The following is a 20488-nucleotide window of genomic DNA, read 5'->3' as shown; positions in this document are numbered from 1 at the left end:
TGTTCGCGAAGCCTTATGCGGCATCGCAGTCTGTGGTGCGGCGCCTTCAGCAGCAGCCGTCGTAATCTATGAATGCCGCCGCCGTATCGGGATAGCCGCAGGCGGGGCAGACCAGTCGCCACGCTTCATGGTCGGCACGCAGCTGCGCTGTTTCCTCGATCAGCCTGTCATCGCAGCACGGGCAGTTTCCCGGCGGCTGCGGTGCTGGCTGGTCGTGGCCTGAAAGCTGATCGATACGGCTGAAACGCGTCATCGCTGCATGCTGCTATGCGGCCGGGTCGAAAGCAAGCGTACTTTTTTATTGGCCGCACAACATCGGGCCAGGGGCACGAAAGCTGGGCGAATTCGCCGATTTGATAAGCTTGAACATCAAATTCGTTGCGAAAATACCCGCTTTGGAGCAGGTTTGACATTTGCAGCATTGCCGCCAACAAGAGGCTGTAGCGAAGCCGGGCCTAATCCGCCGGTTTAACGATATTTTACAGTCGGAATTTAGGGACGACAGAGAATTGCCAAAGGCCAAGAAGACCGAGGAAGCGCCGCCGCTTCCGAGCGCCACGCAGCACAGGTTCGGATATGTCGTGCACGACGTTTCGCGCATGCGGCGGATCGTCATGGACCACGCCGTCAACCCGCTTGGCCTCACCCGCTCGCAATGGTCGATCCTTGCCACCCTTTCCCGGTCGAGCAAGCACGGCATGATGCAGGCCGAGATCGCGCGACAGATGGACGTGGGCAAGGTCACCATCGGCGGGCTGGTGCGCCGGCTGGAGGTCGCCGAGCTGGTGGAGCGCCGGTCAGACGATAGCGACAAGCGGCTGAAGCGCGTCTACATCACTGACAAGGGTTATGAAGTCATCCGCCGCATGATCGTGCTGGCCGATGAGCTGAACAACGACATCCTCGACGGTATCAGCGACAAGGACCGCGAGATCGCGGAAAAGACGCTGGTGCGGGTGCGCGACAATCTCAAGCGGATGATCGAACAGAACCGGCGTGAGCGGCAGGGCGGTGACGCCAAGTGATGCATTATATCGTTCTGGCCCGCGATGCCGACGGCATGGCAGCAATGCGGGCGCAGCATCGCCAGAGCCATGTCGATTACTGGCAGGGGCAGGGCGAAGCACTGCTGGTCGCGGGCGCGATGATGTCGGGCGATGGCGACGACGCGGCAGCGATGGGCAGCAGTTTCCTGCTGGCCGCCGCCGACGAAGCGGCCGCCCGCGCGCTGATCGCGGGCGATCCGTTCAGCAAGCTGGGCATATTTTCGGGCGAGGTCACGGTGCAGCGCGTACGCCCAGCGATCGGAACGCTCTGGCCTGCCTGAATCGATAGAACGGAACGGGGCTTCGGCAGGGGTCAGTCCCGGCCGATGAAGATCAGTTTCTTTCCCTTGTTCTTCCCCGTCAGAATGGCAGGCAGCGCATCGGGCACTGCGGCCATGCCGGTGTCGATGTCCTCCTCGAAATGAAACGCGCCGGTGGCGGCAAGTTCGGACAGCTCCTTGACGGCAGCCTCGAACCTGTCGGCGTGGTCGAAGATGACAAAGCCGGTCCAGGTCAGCGCGCGCATCAATATCTCGCGCTCGTTCCTCAGGCCCGTGGGTGGGGGCGTCCAGCTTGGCGTCGCTGCGGTGCCGCAGGCGATGATCCGTCCATAGCGTTTCATGTGCCGCATCGCCGTGTCGAGGATCGGCCCGCCGGTGTTGTCATAGAACGTGTCGAAGCCATCGGGCGATGCTTCGGCCAGTACGGCGCCGAGATCGCATGTCTTGTAGTTATAGGCCGCAGCATAGCCGAAGTGTGAGGTGCACAGGGCGACCTTTTCATCCGATCCCGTCAGCCCGATGGGCCGCGCGCCAGCCCGCGCCGCGATCTGCCCGACCATGCTGCCCACCGTTCCCGCGGCGGTAGAGACCAGCACGGTCTGTCCGGGCTTTGGCGGGGCGATGTCGTTGAGCGCAAGCCATGCTGTCACCCCCGGCATGCCCAGCGCACCGGCATAGGCCGATACGGCAACGCGCGGCGTGCCGACATGGGCCAGGATATCGCTGCGTGAGGCGGCGGCATAATCCTGCCAGCCAAAAATGCCATAGACGATATCGCCCTCGGCGATGCCGTCGATCCGGCTCTTGACGACAATTCCCACGCCCAGCGCGCGTACCGTCTCTCCGACTTGCTGGACATCGGGCCGGGCCATCCATCCGCGCTGCACCGGATCGGCGGAGAGATAGAGATTGCGGACCAGCACCTCACCGTCTGCCGGGTCGGGGACGGGGGCTTCAGCCAGCGCGAAATCGGATGCCACCGGCGAACCGTCAGGGCGGCGGGCGAGGCGCTGCTGGCGATTGGCCGAGGGCAGGTCGTGATCGGGAATGAAGAACATGGGGTTTGTGTCTCGCTATTGCGCCGCGAGTCCCGCGGCTACAGGCACCAGCACGTTTTCCGTGAGCAGGGTGCAGTAATATTCGTCGAGCCGCGCGATCAGCCCATCCTGCATCGTCGCGACGAAGGCATAGCCATTGTCGTAACGCGTTCCATCGGCGGTCGCGGCCTTGCCCTCGACCTCGGCGACGACGCGGTCGCCTTCCTCGGTCAGGGTCAGGACGGTGAAGGCGATTCCGCCTGGCAATACCGCCGACAGCATGCCTGCCCCCTCCAGCACCTGTTCGCGGCTGCGGGTCATGGAAAAGCTGCCCGTTCCCTTGGCGCATGCCTCCATGCCGGGGGCGAGAACGGTCGCCATCCGATCGGGATCGCCGGCGCCCAGCGCATCGAGGAATGTCGTGATCGCCTGCTTGTTCGGTGTGGTCATGGCCGTCTCCTCAGCTTTGCAGATGCGCGGTGACTTCATCCATGATCGCGCCCAGTTCGGACAGGATCGGATTGCGGCGCAGCGTCAGCCCGCCGTTCACCTGCAGGTTCTGGCCGGTCATGAAACACTTGTCGCCCGCCAGCCAGATGACGGCCTCGGCAATATCCTCGCGCGTCCCCACGCGGCCCAGCGGATATTCCTTCTCAAACGCGTCCATGACCGGCTTCATTTCGAAAGTCGGCCCCGCCATCGGCGTCCTGGTCAGGCCGGGAGAGATCGAGTTGGCGCGAATGCCGCGCGCGCCATATTCATTGGCGACGGTGCGGACGATATGGTCGATCCCCGCCTTCGTGCCCATGTATGCGGCATGGTTTTCCAGCATGATCGTTGCCGTCGCGGACGATATCTGGATGATCGAACCACCTTCGCCCATCACGCGCAGCAGCGCCTGCATGAAGAAGAACGGCCCCTTAAACTGGATGGCAAGGATCTTGTCGAGATCGGCCTCGGTCGTTTCGGTCGTGGGCTTCATCAGGCCCCAACCCACCGCGTTCACGCCGATGTCGAGCTTGCCATAGGTCTCGACCGCAAAATCGACGGCAGCCTCGACCTCTTCCTTGCTGGTCAGGTCCATCAGGCAATAGCTGCCCCCGATCGTATCGGCGAGGCGCTTCAGCTCGTCTTCGTGACGGCCGGCGACGACGACCTTTGCGCCTTCCTCGGCCAGCCTTTCGGCGATCTTCTGTCCCAGATTGTCGCGACCGGCCGCGCCGGTGACGAGCGCGACCTTTCCGTCGAGCTGGCCCATGCTTATCTCTCCTGTTTTTCCCGTTGAACACCTTGGCGCGCGCTGGGCGCGGATGAAGGTTCCCGGGGGTGGTTCGCTAGCTAACCTATCTCCATCGCAGGCCGTATGGCAACACACTATCTTTTCCGGCTCGGCGCTCGGGGATGGGGTGCGCGCATGGCCAGCTGCGCAAAAAGTACACATGCAAACGCTTGACTCGAACAGGCGATGAGATAGATAGTACGCATATATACGATATTCCGCCCCGGAGGATCGGCGCTGACGAAAAGCGGCGACTGCTTGGCGGAGAGGACGGGTTTCGGGTGCGGCTTTACCGCGGCTTCGATGGTCTCGCGCTTGGCGGGAGTTCGGACGTGGCTGCGTCGCACCGATTGCAGGAGAATTGCGCGGTGCTGATCGAGCTGTCTGACGACCAGAAGGCAATCGCCGAGAACGTACGCCGGACGTGTGAGGATTTCGGCGACGACTACTGGAGCGCATGCGACACCGACAAGCGCTTCCCCGAGGAATTCCATCGCGCCATGGCCGATAATGGCTGGCTGGGCATCACCATGCCCGAAGAGCTGGGCGGCGCGAACCTGGGCGTGACCGAAGCGGCGATCATGATGCACGAGGTGTCGGCCAGCGCGGGCGGCTATTCGGCGGCGAGCGCGCTGCACCTCAACCTGTTCGGTCCGCACTCGGTCGTCGTGCATGGCACGGACGAACAGAAGAAGCGCATGCTGCTGCCGCTGATCGAGGGGCGTGACAAGGCGTGCTTCGGCGTGACCGAGCCCGACGCGGGTCTCGACACCACCTCCATCAAGACCTTCGCGAAAAAGGTCGACGGCGGCTATTCGGTGACAGGTCGCAAGATCTGGACCTCTTCCGGACAGGTGGCGAACAAGATCCTGCTGCTGACCCGCACGACGCCAAAGGAAGAGTGCAAGAAGCCCACCGACGGCATGACCTTGTTCTACACCGATCTCGACAAGACGCAGGTCGAGGTGCGGCGCATCCCCAAGATGGGCCGCAATGCGGTGGATTCGAACGCGACCTTCATCGACGATTATTTCGTGCCCGAGGAAGACCGCATCGGCGAGGAGGGGCAGGGCTTCAAATATATCCTCCACTCCCTGAACCCCGAACGCATTCTTGTCGGGATCGAGGCGGTGGGCCTTGGCCGCGGCGCGCTGGCCCGCGCCTCGCAATATGCGCGCGAGCGCAAGGTATTCGGCAAGTTCATCGGCGAGAACCAGGGCATCCAGCATCCGCTGGCGGAGAATTGGACCTATCTCGAATCCGCCTACTGGATGATCATGCGGGCGGCCTATCTCTACGATGCCGGGCTGCCTTGCGGGGCGGAGGCGAATGCGGGCAAGTTCCTCGGCGGTCGCGCGGCTTTCGATGCCTGCACCCGCGCCGTCATGACGCATGGCGGCATGGGCTATTCGACCGAATACCAGGTGGAACGGCTGTTCCGCGAATCCATCCTGCTGCGCATCGCGCCGATCACCGAGCAGCTGATCCTCAGCCATATCGCCGAGCGCGTGCTCGACCTTCCGAAATCATATTGACCAGAACGGGCGGATTTTCATGACCGAATTCGGGATCACATCTTTCGGGGCCTATATTCCCCGCCTCCGGCTGGAACGGGCCGCCATCGCGGGCGCGCACCGCTGGATGGCGCCGGGCCTGCGCGGCATGGGCAAGGGCGAACGTTCGTTCTGCAACTGGGACGAGGATACCGTCACCATGGGCGTCGAGGCGGCGCGCGATGCGCTGGGCGAGGATGATGGCGCATCAATCACCGCGATCAGTTTTGCCAGCACGCGTTCGCCCTATGCCGATCTGCAACCTACCGCGATCATGGCGCGCCCGCTGGGGCTGTCGCCCAGCATGCGATCGTTTGACAGTGGCTATACGCAGCGCGCGGGCACGTCGGGACTGCTGGCCGCGCTGAAGAGCGGGGAGCCGACCTTGTTCGTCGCCTCGGACGAACCCAAGGGCAAGCCCGCCAGCCAGCAGGAAATGCTCTATGGCGCAGGCGCGGCGGCATTCGTCACCGGGACCGAGAACGTGGCCGCGAAGCTGATCGGATCGGGCACCTCGATCTCCAATTTCGTCGACCATTTCCGCGATGCCGACGCCGATTTCGACTATAGCTGGGAAGAGCGCTGGATCCGCGACGAGGGCTACGCCAAGCTGATCCCCGCCGCGGTGAACGAGGCGCTGTCCGAAGCTGGGCTGGCCATCGGCGACATCGACCATTTTGCTATGGCCTCGATGCTGCGCGGGGGCGCCGCGCCGATCGCGAAAAAGCTGAAGTTCGAAGGCAATGTCGTCTCTGACCTCGATGGCCGGTGCGGCTATTGCGGGGCGGCGCAGGCCCCGCTGATGCTGGCCCTTGCGCTCGAGACCGCGAAGCCGGGCGAAAAGATACTCGTCGTCGGCTTCGGTCAGGGCGCCGACGTGCTGATCTTCGAAGTCACCGATGCCATCGAAAAGGCGCGCCCGAAACGCGGCGTCACCGGTTCGCTGGAGGCAGGCTATGCCACGCAGGATTACCTGCGCATGCTGTCGTTTGCGGGCGGGATCGATGTCGAATGGGGCATGCGTTCGGAAAAAACGGCCAAGACCGCGCTGACCGAGCAATATCGTTCGCGCACGCAGATGGATGCCTTCATGGCGGGTGAGTGCGGCGAATGCGGCACGATCCAGTTTCCCCAGCTGCAATATTGCGCGCGCTGCCATGCACCGGCCGAGAAGTTCGGCGATGTATCTTTGCGCGATGCGCCTGCCAAGGTCATGACGCAGACTGCCGACTGGCTGTCCTATTATCCCTCGCCCCCGCTCTATGTCGGCTTCATCCAGTTCGACAATGGCGCGCGGCTGCAGATGGAGATCGTCGATGTCGGCCCCGACGGGATCGATATCGGCACCCCGCTCGACATGGTCTTCCGCATCAAGGAGCGGGACAACCAGCGCGGGTACAACCGCTATTTCTGGAAAGCCGTGCCCGCGCTGGCCGGCGGAAAGGCTTGATCAATGGCATCGGGTATCAAGGACAAGGTCGCGATTCTGGGGGCGGGCTGCTCCAAGTTCGGCGAACGCTGGGACGCAGGCTCTCCCGAACTGATGGCAGAGGCTTTCGAGGAAGCGCTGGCCGACGCCGGGATCGAGCGGAAGGACATTCAGGCGGCATGGTTCGGCTGCTGGGGCGACAGCATCAATGTCGGCAATTCGTCGATCCCCGCCGCAGTCGCGCTCAGGCTTGACGGCATTCCCGTCACCCGCGTCGAGAACATGTGCGGCACCGGGACCGAGGCGTTGCGCGGCGCGGCCTATGCGGTGGCGTCGGGTGCGGTGGATATCGCGCTCGCCATCGGGGCCGAAAAGCTGAAGGATACAGGCTTTGGCGGGCTGCCGCCGCCGTTCAAGGGCACCTTCAACGATCTGTGGATGCCGATGGGATCGGCGCCCGCCGGTTTCGCCCAGCTCGCCGATGGCTATCGCACCCGCTATCAGGTTTCGAAGGAGGATCTGAAGCGCGCGATCGGGCATGTGAGCTGGAAGAGCCACCAGAACGGGCAATACAGCCCCAAGGCCCATTTCCAGAAGCCCGTGCCGATGGACAAGATCCTGAACGCGCCGATGATCGCCGAGCCGCTGGGCCTGTTCGATTGTTCGGGCGTTTCCGACGGGTCGGCCTGCGTCATCGTGACCACGCCCGAAATCGCGAAATCGCTGGGCAAGAAGGATATCGTCACGATCAAGTCGCTGCAGATCTCGACCAGCTCAGGCCGCGAAACGCAATTGTCGGACTGGGACGGCGCGACCGTTCCCAATACCCGCACCGCGATCCGCAAGGCCTATGAGGAAGCGGGCATCACCAAGCCGCAGGAACAGGTGAGCCTGACCGAGGTGCATGACTGCTTCTCGATTACCGAACTCGTCACGATGGAGGACCTTGGCCTGTCCGAAGACGGGCAGGCGGTGAAGGACGTGCTCGACGGCAAGTTCGACCGCGACGGCAAGATCCCGTGCCAGATCGACGGTGGGCTTAAATGCTTCGGCCATCCCATCGGCGCGTCGGGCCTGCGCATGGCCTATGAAATCTACACCCAGCTGCAGGGCAAGGCGGGGCAGCGGCAGCTGGCCAATCCCTCGCTGGGCGTCACGCACAACCTTGGTGGCGTGCCCTATCAGGGCATTGCGGCCGTTTCGATCCTGGGACTTCTCTGATGGCTGGCGTATGGTTTGACGAGCTTGAGGTGGGGCAGGTGTTCCACCACGCGATCCGCCGCACCCTGACCGAAACCGACAATGTCATGTTCACCTGCATGACGCACAACCCCGCGCTCCTCCATCTGGACGAGGAGTATATGAAGGGCACCGATTTCGGACAGCGGCTGGTGAACAGCGGGTTCACGCTGGCGCTGATGGTCGGTATCTCGGTCAATGAAACGACACTGGGCACGGCAGTCGCCAATCTGGGCTGGGACGAGGTGCGCTTTCCCAAACCGCTGTTTCACGGCGATACCATCCGGGTCGAGACCGAAGTGCTGGAACTCAGGGAATCGAAATCGCGCCCGACGCAGGGCATCGTCACCTTCCAGCACCGCGCCTTTAACCAGCACGACGAGCTGGTCGCCACCTGCAAGCGTTCGGGCCTGCAGTTGAAGAAGCCGGTGGAGCAGGCGCCGTGAGCGAAGCCCCGATCCGGTCCTTTCTGTTCATCCCCGGCGACAGCGAAAAGAAGCTGGGCAAGGCGGATGCGTCCGATGCCGATGCGCTGATCTTTGACCTTGAGGACGCGGTCAGCCCCGACAACAAGCCGATGGCGCGAAAGCTCTTGTCCGAATTCCTGGCCGCCCGCCCGCGCGGCAGCCGGAACGCGCAGTTCTATGTGCGGGTCAATCCGCTCGACACCGGCATGACGCTGGAGGACATGGCCGCGGTCATTCCGCACGGGCCCGACGGCATCATGCTGCCCAAGTGCAATGGCCCTGCCGATGTGGTGCAAGCCTCGCACTACCTCGATGCGTTCGAGCAGATGGGCGGGGTTGAGGCCGGGTCGATCAGGATCCTGCCGGTCGCCACCGAAACTGCCATCGCGCCATTCACGCTGGGCGAATATGCCAGGGCGGACCTGCCGCGCCTGATGGGACTGACATGGGGAGCAGAGGACCTGTCCGCCGCCATCGGGGCCAGCAGCAATCTCGACGAGACGGGGAGCTGGGCCTTTACCTATCGCATGGTGCGCGCGCAGTGCCTGCTGGCCGCCCATGCCGCGGGGGTGGAGGCAATCGATACGCTTTATGTCGATTTCCGCGACGACGAAGGCCTGCGCGCCGCGAGCCGCACATCGCGCGGCGAAGGCTTTACCGGGCGCATTGCGATCCATCCGGCGCAGGTCGCCGGGATCAACGAAAGCTATATGCCCAGTGCCGAAGAGGTCGAACATGCCAAGCGCATCGTCGCGGCCTTTGCCGCCGCGCCGGGCGCGGGCACTGTCGGGCTGGACGGCAAGATGGTCGACATCCCGCATCTGAAACAGGCGCAAAAGGTGCTGGCGCAGGCCAAGCTTTATGGGGGAGCTGCATGATGGAGCGCACGCTGTTTTCGAGCGAGCACGAGATTTTCCGGGAGTCGGTGCGCAATTTCGTCGACACCGAACTCGTGCCAAACCACGCCCAGTGGGAGGAGGACAAGCGCGTCCCCCGCGAGATCTGGGCCAAGGCGGGCGAGGCGGGCATCTTGTGCCCCGACATTCCCGAGGAATATGGCGGTTTTGGCGCAGACTGGCTGTATAATGTCGTCGTCATCGAGGAGCTGGCCAAGAAGGGCATGAGCGGGCCGGGCTTCATGGTCCATTCCGAAATGGTCGCGCCCTATATACTTGCCTGGGGATCGGAAGAGCTTAAGCGCGAATGGTTGCCCAGAATGGTCGCGGGCACCGCGATTGGCGCGGTCGCCATGACCGAGCCGGGCGCGGGCAGCGATTTGAAGGAACTGCGCACCCGAGCGGTTCGCGATGGCGATGACTATGTCATCAACGGGCAGAAAACCTATATCTCCAACGGGCAGAACTGCGATTTCATCCTGCTCGCCTGCAAGACCGACCCCGAGGCGGGGCCGCGCGGCGTTTCCATCATATTGTGTGAATCCGCGCGCGAGGGTTTCGAGCGCGGGCGCAATCTCGACAAGATCGGGCTGAAGGCGCAGGACACGTCGGAACTGTTCTTTTCCGACATGCGCGTACCCGTTTCCAATCGGCTGGGTGACGAGAACGCCGGTTTCTCGATGCTGATGACCAAGCTCTCGCAGGAACGTCTGACGCAGGCGATCCGCAGCATCTGCGTGGCCGAGGCGGCGATCGACTGGACGGTGGAATACACTTCGGAACGCAAGGCGTTCGGGGGGACGATCGCGGATTTCCAGAACACCCAGTTCACGCTGGCGCAGCTTTCGGCAGAAACGACTGCGATGCGCGTGTTTACCGACTGGTGCATCGCGCAGCATCTGAAGGGCGAGCTGAGCCCCATCGATGCCGCCAAGGTCAAGCTGTGCGTCACCGACCTGCACAACAAGGTCGTCAACGAATGCCTGCAGTTCTTTGGCGGCTATGGCTACATGCTGGAATATCCGATTGCGCGTGCCTTTATCGATGCGCGCATCACGCGGATCGCGGGCGGCGCGACCGAAGTGATGAAGCAGATCATCGGGCGCGACCTGTTCAGGAACCGCCGATAAAAATTCGAAGCGAGAGGTGAGAGATGTCTAACTACCCAACGCCCGACAAGGCGACCTTGCTGGAGATCTACCGCAAGGCGGCGACCATCAAGCTTAACGACGAACGGATCATCAAGGAGATGAAGTCGGGTCGGCTCGTCACCCCCTATTACAGCGGGCGCGGGCAGGAAATCATCCCCTCGGCGCTGGCGATGAGCCTGAATGACGACGATTACCTGTGCACGATCTATCGCGGTACGCATGACATGGTGGCCAAGGGGTTTCCGCTCGACACCATGTGGGCAGAACTCGCCGGGCGCGTCACCGGATCGTGCAAAGGCAAGGGCGGGCCGATGCACCTGACCCATCCGGAATCGGGCTGTATGGTCACCACCGGCATTGTCGGGTCGTCCATGCCGATCGCCGTGGGGCTGGGCTGGGCGGCGAAGCTTGACGGCAAGGGGCAGGTGGCGGTCGCCACGTTCGGCGATGGCGCATCGAATATAGGCGCGTTCCACGAAAGCATGAACATGGCGGCGCTGTTCGACCTGCCGGTCATCTTCCTGTGCCAGAACAATCTCTACGCCGAACATACCTCGATGCAGAAATCGACCAAGATCGACCGCTATTCAAAGCGCGCCGATGCCTATGGCATGGTCGGCGTGACGGTGAACGGCAATGATCCGGACGAAATGTACGGCGCCGCCAAGGTCGCCATCGACCGCGCTCGCGCGGGTGAGGGGCCGACCATGATCGAGGCGATGACCTTCCGCTTCAACGGCCATCTGATTGGCGACATGTGCGATTACATGAAGCACGGCGAACTGGCCGAGGCCAAGCAGGAGGACCCCGTCCCCGCGCTGCGCCAGCGCCTGATCGACGAGGGGATCGCCAGCGAGGACGAGCTGGCCGGCATGGAAAGCGGCATCAAGGAGGTCATCGAGGCCGCCGTCGCGGCCGCCTATGACGCCGACTATCCCGATGCCATCGAACTGAAGCGCGACGTGTTCGCGCAGGAAATCGCGTGAGGCTGCCATGACCGAGACAACGAAAATCACCATGCTCGAAGCCATCAATCGCGCGCTGCACGATGCGATGGAAGCCGATCCCAAGGTCCTAGCGCTGGGCGAGGAAGTGGCCGATCCCGAAGAGGGCGGCGTGATGGGCGTTACGAAGGGCCTGTCGACCAAGTTCGGCGCCGAGCGCGTCGTGTCCACCCCGATTTCGGAACAGGCGATCATCGGCTCTGCGATTGGCGCGGCGATCGGCGGATACCGCCCGGTGGCCGAGATCATGCTGATGAATTTCGTCGCCGTGGCGATGGACATGCTGACCAACCATGCCGCGAAATTGCGCTTCATGTCGGGCGGGCAGACCGCGGTGCCGATGGTGGTGCGCACCATGACGGGATCGGGCTTTTCGACCGGCGGGCAGCATTCCGATTACCTTGAGGCATGGTTTGCCCATACGCCCGGCATGAAGGTCGTCGCCCCGTCGAACCCGACCGATGCCTATGGCCTGCTGCGCGCCGCGATCGAGGACGATGATCCGGTGCTGTTCATCGAGAACATCCAGCTCTATTTCATGCCCGCCGATTTCACCGCGGAAAAAATCCCGCTGGGCAAAGCCCGCATCGCGCGCGAGGGCAGCGATCTTACGATCATCACCCATTCGCTGATGGTGAACCATGCCATGGCGGTGGCCGATCAGATGGCCAAGGACGGGACCGAGGCGGAGGTCATCGACTTGCGCACGATCTCTCCGTGGGACCGGGAAACGGTGCTGGCGTCGGTTAAAAAGACCGGCCGCGCTCTGATCGTGCACGAGGCGGTGAAGGAATTCGGCATTGGCGCCGAAATCGCGTCGGTCATCAACGAGGAACTGTTCGGCCAGCTGAAAGCGCCGGTGAAGCGGGTGGGCGGCGCGTTTTGCGCAGTGCCCTATTGCAAGCCGCTGGAATCCGCCTTTGCCCCCAGTGCCGATTCCATCGGCAAGGCGGCACTGGAACTGGTGGCCTGATTGTCGTGCGGGGCGGTCAGCCGCCCCGCCGCGCTAGAATTATGACCGGCACTAGAAACGCCGGCAATCCGGGAGAATGACATGGACTACGATTACGACGTGATCGTCGTGGGCGGCGGCGGTGCGGGCATGACGGCGGCGATTGTCGCGCATGACGCGGGCGCCAGCGTCATGATTCTGGAAGCTGATGAAAAGCTGGGCGGTGCGACATGGCTGTCGGGCGGGGTGATCTATGCCGCCGGCACTTCGGTGCAAAAGGCGCAAGGGATCGAGGACAGCCCGCAGGCGATGTACGATTACATTATGACGCTGAACGCGTGGCAGACCCGACCCGATATCATCCGCACCTTCGCCAATCGCAGCGCCGAGGCGGTGGAATGGATGGTCAGCCTTGGCGCCGAATACGAATGGGTGGTGAAGTCGGGCGTCGATACCGTGCCGCGCGGCCATTGCACCAAGGGTTCGGGCTATACGATTGGCGAAATCCTCAAGAACGAAGTGGGTGCCCGCGGAATCGAAACCGCGTTGAAGACCCGCGTCGAACGCTTGCTGGTCGAGGATGGCCGCGTCTGCGGCGTCCATGCCGACGGCGTGGACCTGAAGGCCAAGGCGGTGGTGCTGACCACCGGCGGCCTGGGCAACAGCCCCACCATGCGGGCGAAATATTTCCCCTCTGTCGCGCAGCACGGCGATATCGTCTACGCCGTCCACGACGATGCGCCCTTTATCCTGGGCGATGGGATCAAGCTGGGCGAACAGGTCGGGGCCGAGATTACCGGCATCGATACGGGCCTTGTCCTGCCGTCGGCCGCGCTGGTGCCCAAATCGGTGGAAGCGTTCCTGCCGCCGTGGATGATGCTGGTGAACGATGACGGCCATCGCTTCATGCCCGAAAACGCGCCCTATGCGGTGTCGGGCTACTTGATCAACGAGCAGCCGCGTGCCCATGCATGGGGCATCTTCGATGAAAAGACGATGGTCGAGGGGAGTCAGGACAAGCGTTTTTCCGACCCCTATCACACTGGCGAGGTGTCGCAGACCTGGGACGAGGATCTGATCCGCAAGCATGTGAAGACGGGGCGGATCAAGCAGGCCGACACGCTTGACGATCTGGCCGACATGATCGGCGTCAACCGGCTGGCCCTGCGTTCGACCGCGGCGCGCTATAACGAGGATGCGCGAAGCGGCGTCGATACCGAATGGGAGAAGAACGCACCTAAGCATTTCCCCATCGACAAGGCACCGTTTTTCGCGGTCGAGGTACGCGCATCGGTCATTGGCCAGACCAGCGCCGGGGTCGATATCGACGCCACCACTCGCGTGCGTGACTGCAATGGCAAGATCATTCCCGGCCTGTTCGCCGCGGGCGAAACGGTCGGCTGCATCCAGGGCAAGCGCTATTCGGGCGGCGGCATGGGGGTCGGCAATGCGCTGACCTTTGGCCGTATCGCCGGCGAGGAAACCGCCAAGGAAGTGCTCGCCAACGATCCGCTGCCGGGGCTGACCCCGGCCTGACCGCGCCAAGGAACCATTGGGAGAGAATGCGGTGAAGCTTAGCCAATATGACGAATTTCCCGTCCACCAGACGCCCTATCCGGTGACCTATATCCCCTCGACCGATTATGCATGGGACGAGGGGTACTGGTTCGGCGTGTTCAATGCGGATGAAAAGGTATTCCTTGGCACCTATCTGCGCATCAATCCCAATACCGACATGATCGGCGGCTGCGTGCTGCTCAACGTCGCGGGGCATCAGACCACGATTCGCTTCAACCGCTGCTGGCGCCGCAATGTCGCGCTGGAGGTGGGACCGTTCCGCGTCACCATCGTCGAGCCATTGAAGCGCATCCGCATCGAACTGGCTGAAAACGACAGCGGCGTTTCGTTCGACATCATGTGGGAAGGAACCTCGCCCGCCTTTCTGGAAGACCACCACATCGCCACCCATCGCGGGCGGCGCACCACCGACCAGAGCCGCTATTCGCAGCCCGGCAAATGCACCGGCTGGATCAAGTCGAGCGAGCGGAGCTGGGAGGTGGAACCCGAAGGCTGGTCGGGTTCGCGCGATCACAGCTGGGGTCTTTACGCCTCGCGCCCGCCGCTCTCCCCGCTCCCCACCCTGTTGCCGCCGATGGAGGACGATGAAGGACCCAAGCGCGCGATGCGGTTCTGGAACTGCTTTCGCACGGGCGAATACAGCGGCTTCTACCACGTCCACGAAACGGCAGAGGGCGTGCAGGGCAAGATGAACGACGTGTTCGGCACCCCCTTTGGCGGCCGCATCTTCAAGGGCTGGGACGAGGAGGAGGTCGAGCTCGTCTCTGGCCGGCACGAGATGGAGTTCACCGAAGGCACCCGCATCCTGAAACGCGCCACCTTCTTCCTGGCCGATAAAGATGGGCGCGAGTGGAAGCAGGTCTTCGATATCGAGACGCCGCCGTGGGTGGTGCAGCCGATGGGCGCGTTTCCGGGCAGCTGGTACGATGGCGGCACTTTCTTCACCTATCACGGGTCGGAGGAGCTTGCGCTGGAATGGGAGGCGGCCGATTATTCGGTGCAGCCATTCCAATATACGCCCCATTCCGTCAGCGGCGCGGGCGCGTCCGAAGGGTTCAACACCGGCACCAGCGTCGGCAGCATGGTCCACGGCCCCGAATATCTGGCGCGTGTCACCACCTATGCCCCCGATGGCACGGTGTCGCGCGGATCTTCGCAGGTCGAGCTGTTCATCAATGGACGCTACGACCCCTACGGCTTCCAATGAGGCGCAGGGCATGAAGCTGGGGCTGGAGAACCGCGTCGCACTGGTCTCCGGCGGGAGCGCGGGCATGGGCCGCGCCATCGCGATGGAACTGGCGGGCGAGGGCGCGCGGGTCGCCATCGTCGCTCGGCGGGAAGGGCCGCTGGCCGAAACCGTCGCCGCGATCGAGGTGGCTGGCGGCACCGCCATCGCGATCAGCGCCGACATGGCAAGCGAGGCCGGGGTGCAGGAGGCGGTGGCGCGCACTCGCGAGGCTTTCGGCGATCCCGACATCGTGATCGGCAATGTGCGTTCCATCCTGCGCTATGGCTTTGACGAGGCGGCGGACGAGGACTTTCGCCAAAGCAACGACCAGGTCGTGCTGTCCTTCGCCATGCTGGTGCGCGAGGTGATGGGGCCGATGAAGGACCAGGGATTTGGCCGGATCGTCAATCTCGGTTCGGTTTGCGCGAAAGAGCCGCACCGGTTTTTCAATATCGTGCTGTCCAACACCTATCGCACCGCGGCGGTGGCGCTGGCGCGCAGCCTTTCGAACGAGCTGGCGCCCTTTGGCATCACCGTCAACACGATCGCGCCGGGCAGCATCGACACCGGCCTCAACACCGAGGCGCAGTCGGGCGGCGGCATGCGCACCCCGCGCGAGGAGCCGCCGGTAATCCAGATGGGGCGCAACGGCACGCCAGATGAAGTGTCGGGCCTTGCCGCGTTCCTGTGTTCCGACCGCGCCAGCTATATCACCGGCCAGACCATCGCCGTCGACGGCGGCTGGACGCGCGGCCTGTTCTAAGGAGAGGAACCGATGACACCCGATCAGGCACTGGCGCGAGAGGCGATCCGATACACGCTGGAACTGTATAACCGCAACGCCGACACCGCCGATTACGAACGCCACGCCGAGGTCTTCCACCCCGAGGCGCATTTTTCGGTACGCGGGCTGGGCGATGCGCATGGGCTGGAGGAAATTCTCGCCATGCTGAAACCCGGCGCGGAAAGCCGGGCCGCCTATGACGATGCCAATTTCCAGCGGCACAATCTGACGAGCACGATGATCGAACTGACCGGTCCCGAGACAGCTGATGCCACCACCTATGTCTGCGTGACCAGCGAATTGGGGTTCGACCATTTCGGCCGCTATGACGACCAGTTTGTCAAGACCGGCGATCGCTGGCTTATCATGAAGCGCCACGCCGCGATGGAATGGTCGCGCCCCGATTCCCGCTTTGCGCGCTGGCTGGGCGAAGCCGCCCCGGTGCGCGAGTTTCCGTGGTGAGCGCCCCGCTCCCCTTTGAAATCGCCATCGCGCCCGAACGGGTGGACGACATGCGCCGCCGGATCGAGGGGGCGAGCTGGCCCGGCGATTTCGGCAATGACGACTGGCGCTATGGCGTCAACCAGGACTGGCTGTCCGACATGGCGCGATACTGGGCGCGCGATTTCGACTGGGAGGCGCAGCAGGCGAAAATGAATCGCCTGCCGCAGTTCATCGCCGATATCGACGGTATTTCGATCCATTTCGTCCACCTGAAAAGCGGGCGCCCCGATGCGATCCCGCTGATCCTGACCCATGGCTGGCCGTGGACATTCTGGGACTGGCACGCGCTGATCGAACCGCTCGTAACGGGGGAGCGAGATGGCCCTGCCTTCGATGTCGTGGTGCCTTCGCTTCCGGGCGTATGCTTTTCCGCGCCGCTTGCCACGACGGGCATCGGGCTTCGCCGGATCGGGCAGCTGTGGGTCAAGCTGATGGCGATGCTGGGCTATGACCGCTTTGCCGCGGCGGGCGGGGACTGGGGCGCGGGCGTCACGGCGGAACTGGGGCACGCGCATGCGGAGCACATCATTGCCGCGCATGTCTCGCTGATGATGTTGCCGGGGCTCAACCCCGCGACGATCGGGCCCGATGCCTTTGCCGAGGACGAGCAATGGATGCTGGCCCGCGCGTTCGAGGCGCTGCCCACCATCACCAGCCATGTCGCGGTGCAATCCGCCGATCCGCAGACGCTGGCCTATGCGCTGGCCGATTCGCCCATCGGCACCGCCGCATGGCTGTGGGAGCGGCGCCGCAACTGGAGCGATTGCGACGGCGATGTCCTGAACGCCTATTCCAGGGATTTCCTATGTACGACGGCATCGCTTTACTGGCTGACCAACACCATCGGTTCGTCGATGCGGATCTATGCCGAGCAGTTCAAGGGCTTTGGGCTGGAGATCGACTGGCCGGTCCTGAACGACGCGGCAAAGACGATTCCCGTTCCCTTTGGCGTCGCCATCGCCCCGCGTGAGGTCGCTTTCCTGCCGCGTGCCATCGTGGCGGAAAAGACCGACCTCAGGCGCTGGCAGCGCGTGCCGGCGGGCGGTCATTTCCTTCCGGCGGAGCAGCCGGGGATCGTGCTGGAGGAATATCGCGCCTTCTTCTCTTCGCTGAGCTGAGGGGAAATCCGGGCTGGATCAGCAAAGGCGGGGCAATCGGGTCTTTTCCTCCGGGCCAAAAGTGGTAAGCTAGGTGACGATATAAGATCATGCCGATGCGGGAATCGGCCGCGAAGCCAGAGGATGACTTGATGACCGACGTTTTCTACGAAGCGGAAACCCTCAAAAACGCCTATCCGCTGATGGCGAAAATGCGCGAGGACGAGCCGGTCAAACGGACGCTCGACCCCAATGGCAACGAGATTTTCATCGTCACCCAGGCCAAGGCGGTGTCCGATTGCGCGCGCCGGATGGAGGATTTTTCGAACGAGTTCAGCCATCTGCTGATGGCCGGCAACGCCTATCCCGAAGTGGCCGAAATCCTTGAAAGCGAGCCTTTGCCATCGGGCCTGCTGCTCACCACCGACGATCCCGATCACAAGCGTTTCCGCGCGCAGGTCAATGCCGCCTTTGCCACGGGCCGCGTTGCCAATATGGCCCCCGATATCGAAGTGCTGGTCGATGAGCTGATCGATGGTTTCATCGAGCGCGGCAGTTGCGATTTCGTCGATGAATTCGCGGTGCTTTTGCCCACCTATATCATCGCCGACATTCTGGGCATGCCGCGCGAACATTTCCGCCGGGTCAAGGAATGGTCCGATGCGGTGATCACCGTCGTCGGCCGCATGGGCACGAAAGAGCAGGAGATCGAGGCGGCCAGGCTGATGGCCCAGACCCGACGCTATATAAAGGATCTCGTCGCCGCTCGGCGCGAGAGCCCGCGTGACGATCTCATTTCGAACCTCATCCACGTCGATGTCGAAGGGGTCATTCCCCTCACCGATACCGAGGTGGCGGCGCTCGCCTTCGAAACGTCGGTCGCGGGGAACGAGACTACGCGCAACACGATGATGAGCGGGCTGGTGCAATTGCTGCGCCGTCCCGACCAGCTGCAGGCGCTGATCGACGATCCCTCGCTCACCGGCAATGCGGTGGAGGAGATGCTGCGCTATGAAACGCCGGCCAGCTCGATGTGGCGGATCGCGCGGCACGATACCGAACTGGCGGGCACGAAGATCCCCAAGGGCGGCGTCATCCTGCTGCGCTATGACGCGGCGAGCCGCGATCCGGCCATGTTCGAGAACCCCGAAGAATTCGACATCACGCGCAAGAACGCGATCCGCCATTTCGCATTTGGCGCGCCCAGCCCGCATCGCTGCCTTGGCCAGATGCTGGCGCGCAAGGAAATGACCATCGCCTTTCCCAAGCTGCTCTCGCGGATGAAGAACATCAAGGTCGCCGATGGCAGCCACACCGATTACCTGCCCAGCCTGCTATTCCACACCATCGGCAGCCTGAACCTGACGTTCGATCCGGGACCGAAGGTCGGCGCGAAACTGGGCGTGTCGCACGGCTGACCGCGCATAAAGGCAGATGCAACGAACCGCCGGCATGACCGGCGGCATGATGACGGAGAGGCAAGTTGCTCGATATTCCGCGCCTGACAAAGGCGCTCAATCAGGCATGTCACCGGCTGATCGGTGACGACTATGGCTATGCCAGCGATGAGGAAGCGATTGCGGCGACCCTCTCGATGATGGAAACGCGGCTGCTGCACGGGCGCGAGGTGTTCGATGCCTGGACGCAGCGGCTCGATGCCTATCTTGGCGAATTGCGCCAGCGGCTGGCGCTGGAAAGCGCCGCGCCCGATCTGGCGCGCGCGCTTGACGATCTGCGCGCGCAGATCGCTGCGGCCAATCCGGCGGGCAAGGCCGAACTGGACGAGGCCGAGCGCCAGCTGCTGAAGGCCTGGGGCCTGTTGAGCGCCCGCCTCAACGGCGAGGACGCAATCCCCCAGGCCGAGCGCGACCGCATGGCCATCGAACTGGCCGAGGCCGAGGCGCTGCGCACCGAAGAGCGCATGGGCAAGAGCGTGCTGAAGCGCGGAGCAGACAGCACCGATATCAGCGCCGAAACGCTTGCCGCCTATCTGGCCGACCGCTTCGACGATCCGACGATCCGCGTTCCCGAATTCCGCCGCCTGCCCGGCGGTTATGGCAAGGAAACGACGCTCTTTACCGTCGTGGGCGAGAAATTCGCGGGCGATTACGTCATGCGGCGCGACCGCGACACGCCGACCATCGACAATGATTGCCACCGCATCGACAATGAAACCCCGGTGATTGAGGCGGCCTTTGCCCAAGGCTTCCCCGCGCCCGAGGCGATGTGGTGCGATACCGAGCACGCAATGCTGCCCGGCGGCGATTTCCTGATCATGAAGCGCGCGCCCGGCACCACCGGCGGCGACGTGTTCGGTTCAGCGGGCGGGGTGTCCGATGGATTGACCCAGCTATTGGCAAGCAGTGTTGGCAAGCTTCATTCGCTGCCGCAATTGCGCGAACTGGGCGATCTTACCACCGGCATCTGGTCCGAATTGTGGGACATGAGCTGCAAGGAGGTGACGACCCATTACATCACCTCTTTCCGCGACCTGTATCTCGAGGAAATGGCCGAACCGACGCCTGCCGTGCTGGGTCTCTATGGCTATCTCCTCAACAATGTGCCCAACGCGCCGGGGGAACCCAAGCTGCTGCATGGCGACGTCGGCTTTCACAATTTCATCGTCGACGAAGGGACGTTGAGCGCGGTCGTCGACTGGGAATTCGCGCATATCGGCGACCCCGCCGACGATATCGGCTATATCGCGAATACGGTCGGCGGCTCGCTCGACTGGGCGCGGTTCATGGAATTGTACAAGGCGGCAGGCGGGCAGGACATCGATCCCGAACGTCTGCGGTTCTTCCGCATCTGGGGGCATTTGCGCAATCTGACCGCGTGCCAGCTTTCCACCAATGCCTATGAGATCGGGCGGCTGCACGACATCAAGATCGCGCATGTCGGCCATTCGATGACGCCGATGTTCCTGAATGCGATCAAGTCGGTGTTCGACCGGCGCTGACAAC

General features: G+C 63.2%; 21 protein-coding genes. 17 read left to right on the top strand and 4 right to left on the bottom strand.

Going from position 1 to position 20488, the window contains the following annotated elements:
• Window positions 1–46: 46 nt before the first annotated feature.
• Entirely contained in the window at window positions 47–253 is a 207-nt protein-coding gene (locus A9D13_RS04800; protein ID WP_066770905.1) for a hypothetical protein, read from the bottom strand.
• Window positions 254–509: 256 nt separating this feature from the next.
• Here A9D13_RS04800 and A9D13_RS04795 point away from each other — a divergent pair, with 256 nt between their 5' ends.
• Together A9D13_RS04795 and A9D13_RS04790 are read left to right on the top strand one after the other, a co-directional pair.
• A complete protein-coding gene (locus A9D13_RS04795) occupies window positions 510–1025 on the top strand; it encodes a MarR family winged helix-turn-helix transcriptional regulator (protein ID WP_066770901.1) in 516 nt (171 codons plus the stop codon).
• Window positions 1025–1327, top strand: a complete 303-nt coding sequence (locus tag A9D13_RS04790; RefSeq protein ID WP_066770900.1) for a YciI family protein — start codon at window positions 1025–1027, stop codon at window positions 1325–1327. Before A9D13_RS04795 ends, A9D13_RS04790 begins: the two co-directional genes overlap by 1 nt.
• Window positions 1328–1359: 32 nt before the next feature.
• On the opposite strand, the gene A9D13_RS04785 is transcribed toward A9D13_RS04790, so the two are convergent.
• Genes A9D13_RS04785 through A9D13_RS04775 form a run of 3 tightly spaced genes read right to left on the bottom strand, consistent with a single transcriptional unit; the run spans window position 1360 to window position 3622 of the window.
• A complete protein-coding gene (locus tag A9D13_RS04785; RefSeq protein WP_066770893.1) occupies window positions 1360–2385 on the bottom strand; it encodes an NADP-dependent oxidoreductase in 1026 nt (341 codons plus the stop codon).
• 15 nt (window positions 2386–2400) lie between these two features.
• Window positions 2401–2814 carry a nuclear transport factor 2 family protein gene (locus A9D13_RS04780; protein ID WP_172808104.1) on the bottom strand — a complete coding sequence of 138 codons (414 nt, stop codon included), beginning with the start codon at window positions 2812–2814 and terminating at the stop codon, window positions 2401–2403.
• A 10-nt stretch (window positions 2815–2824) separates the two neighbouring features.
• The gene (locus tag A9D13_RS04775) at window positions 2825–3622 is read right to left on the bottom strand and encodes an SDR family oxidoreductase (protein WP_066770886.1); all 798 of its coding nucleotides are present in this window, start codon (window positions 3620–3622) and stop codon (window positions 2825–2827) included.
• Window positions 3623–3975: 353 nt separating this feature from the next.
• On the opposite strand from A9D13_RS04775, the gene A9D13_RS04770 reads away from it, so the two are divergent.
• The 15 genes from A9D13_RS04770 to A9D13_RS04700 all read left to right on the top strand — a co-directional run bounded on the left by A9D13_RS04770 (window position 3976) and on the right by A9D13_RS04700 (window position 20484).
• A complete protein-coding gene (locus A9D13_RS04770; RefSeq protein WP_229665556.1) occupies window positions 3976–5178 on the top strand; it encodes an acyl-CoA dehydrogenase family protein in 1203 nt (400 codons plus the stop codon).
• 19 nt (window positions 5179–5197) lie between these two features.
• Window positions 5198–6646, top strand: coding sequence for a 3-oxoacyl-[acyl-carrier-protein] synthase III C-terminal domain-containing protein (locus A9D13_RS04765; protein WP_066770881.1), 1449 nt, complete (start codon window positions 5198–5200; stop codon window positions 6644–6646).
• Between the two features lie 3 nt (window positions 6647–6649).
• Entirely contained in the window at window positions 6650–7846 is a 1197-nt protein-coding gene (locus A9D13_RS04760; protein WP_066770874.1) for an acetyl-CoA acetyltransferase, read from the top strand.
• Window positions 7846–8310: a MaoC family dehydratase gene (locus A9D13_RS04755; protein WP_066770872.1), complete on the top strand. Its 465-nt coding sequence runs from the start codon at window positions 7846–7848 to the stop codon at window positions 8308–8310. Before A9D13_RS04760 ends, A9D13_RS04755 begins: the two co-directional genes overlap by 1 nt.
• Window positions 8307–9209 carry an HpcH/HpaI aldolase/citrate lyase family protein gene (locus A9D13_RS04750; RefSeq protein WP_066770870.1) on the top strand — a complete coding sequence of 301 codons (903 nt, stop codon included), beginning with the start codon at window positions 8307–8309 and terminating at the stop codon, window positions 9207–9209. Before A9D13_RS04755 ends, A9D13_RS04750 begins: the two co-directional genes overlap by 4 nt.
• Complete coding sequence (locus A9D13_RS04745) at window positions 9206–10357, top strand: acyl-CoA dehydrogenase family protein (RefSeq protein ID WP_066770867.1); 1152 nt, start codon at window positions 9206–9208, stop codon at window positions 10355–10357. The genes A9D13_RS04750 and A9D13_RS04745 overlap by 4 nt, the downstream gene beginning before the upstream one ends.
• A gap of 23 nt (window positions 10358–10380) precedes the next feature.
• Window positions 10381–11364, top strand: coding sequence for a thiamine pyrophosphate-dependent dehydrogenase E1 component subunit alpha (locus tag A9D13_RS04740; protein ID WP_066770865.1), 984 nt, complete (start codon window positions 10381–10383; stop codon window positions 11362–11364).
• Between the two features lie 7 nt (window positions 11365–11371).
• Window positions 11372–12355: an alpha-ketoacid dehydrogenase subunit beta gene (locus A9D13_RS04735; protein WP_066770861.1), complete on the top strand. Its 984-nt coding sequence runs from the start codon at window positions 11372–11374 to the stop codon at window positions 12353–12355.
• An 81-nt stretch (window positions 12356–12436) separates the two neighbouring features.
• A complete protein-coding gene (locus A9D13_RS04730; RefSeq protein ID WP_066770859.1) occupies window positions 12437–13870 on the top strand; it encodes an FAD-dependent oxidoreductase in 1434 nt (477 codons plus the stop codon).
• A gap of 31 nt (window positions 13871–13901) precedes the next feature.
• The gene (locus A9D13_RS04725) at window positions 13902–15119 is read left to right on the top strand and encodes an Rv3169 family protein (RefSeq protein ID WP_082922114.1); all 1218 of its coding nucleotides are present in this window, start codon (window positions 13902–13904) and stop codon (window positions 15117–15119) included.
• Window positions 15088–15903: an SDR family NAD(P)-dependent oxidoreductase gene (locus tag A9D13_RS04720; RefSeq protein ID WP_172808103.1), complete on the top strand. Its 816-nt coding sequence runs from the start codon at window positions 15088–15090 to the stop codon at window positions 15901–15903. Before A9D13_RS04725 ends, A9D13_RS04720 begins: the two co-directional genes overlap by 32 nt.
• A gap of 12 nt (window positions 15904–15915) precedes the next feature.
• Window positions 15916–16386 (top strand): nuclear transport factor 2 family protein, encoded by a 471-nt coding sequence (locus A9D13_RS04715; RefSeq protein ID WP_066770851.1) that lies wholly within the window; start codon window positions 15916–15918, stop codon window positions 16384–16386.
• Entirely contained in the window at window positions 16383–17546 is a 1164-nt protein-coding gene (locus tag A9D13_RS04710) for an epoxide hydrolase family protein (protein WP_066770995.1), read from the top strand. The genes A9D13_RS04715 and A9D13_RS04710 overlap by 4 nt, the downstream gene beginning before the upstream one ends.
• Before the next feature lie 131 nt (window positions 17547–17677).
• On the top strand, window positions 17678–18943 hold the full coding sequence (locus A9D13_RS04705; RefSeq protein WP_172808102.1) for a cytochrome P450: 1266 nt from the start codon (window positions 17678–17680) through the stop codon (window positions 18941–18943).
• 65 nt (window positions 18944–19008) lie between these two features.
• A complete protein-coding gene (locus tag A9D13_RS04700) occupies window positions 19009–20484 on the top strand; it encodes a phosphotransferase (RefSeq protein WP_066770846.1) in 1476 nt (491 codons plus the stop codon).
• Window positions 20485–20488 lie beyond the last annotated feature (4 nt).

The organism is Croceicoccus mobilis (assembly GCF_001661965.1).
Classification (GTDB): domain Bacteria; phylum Pseudomonadota; class Alphaproteobacteria; order Sphingomonadales; family Sphingomonadaceae; genus Croceicoccus; species Croceicoccus mobilis.
Note: the sequence above shows the minus strand (reverse complement) of the source record. Positions and strands in the feature narration are given on the sequence as shown.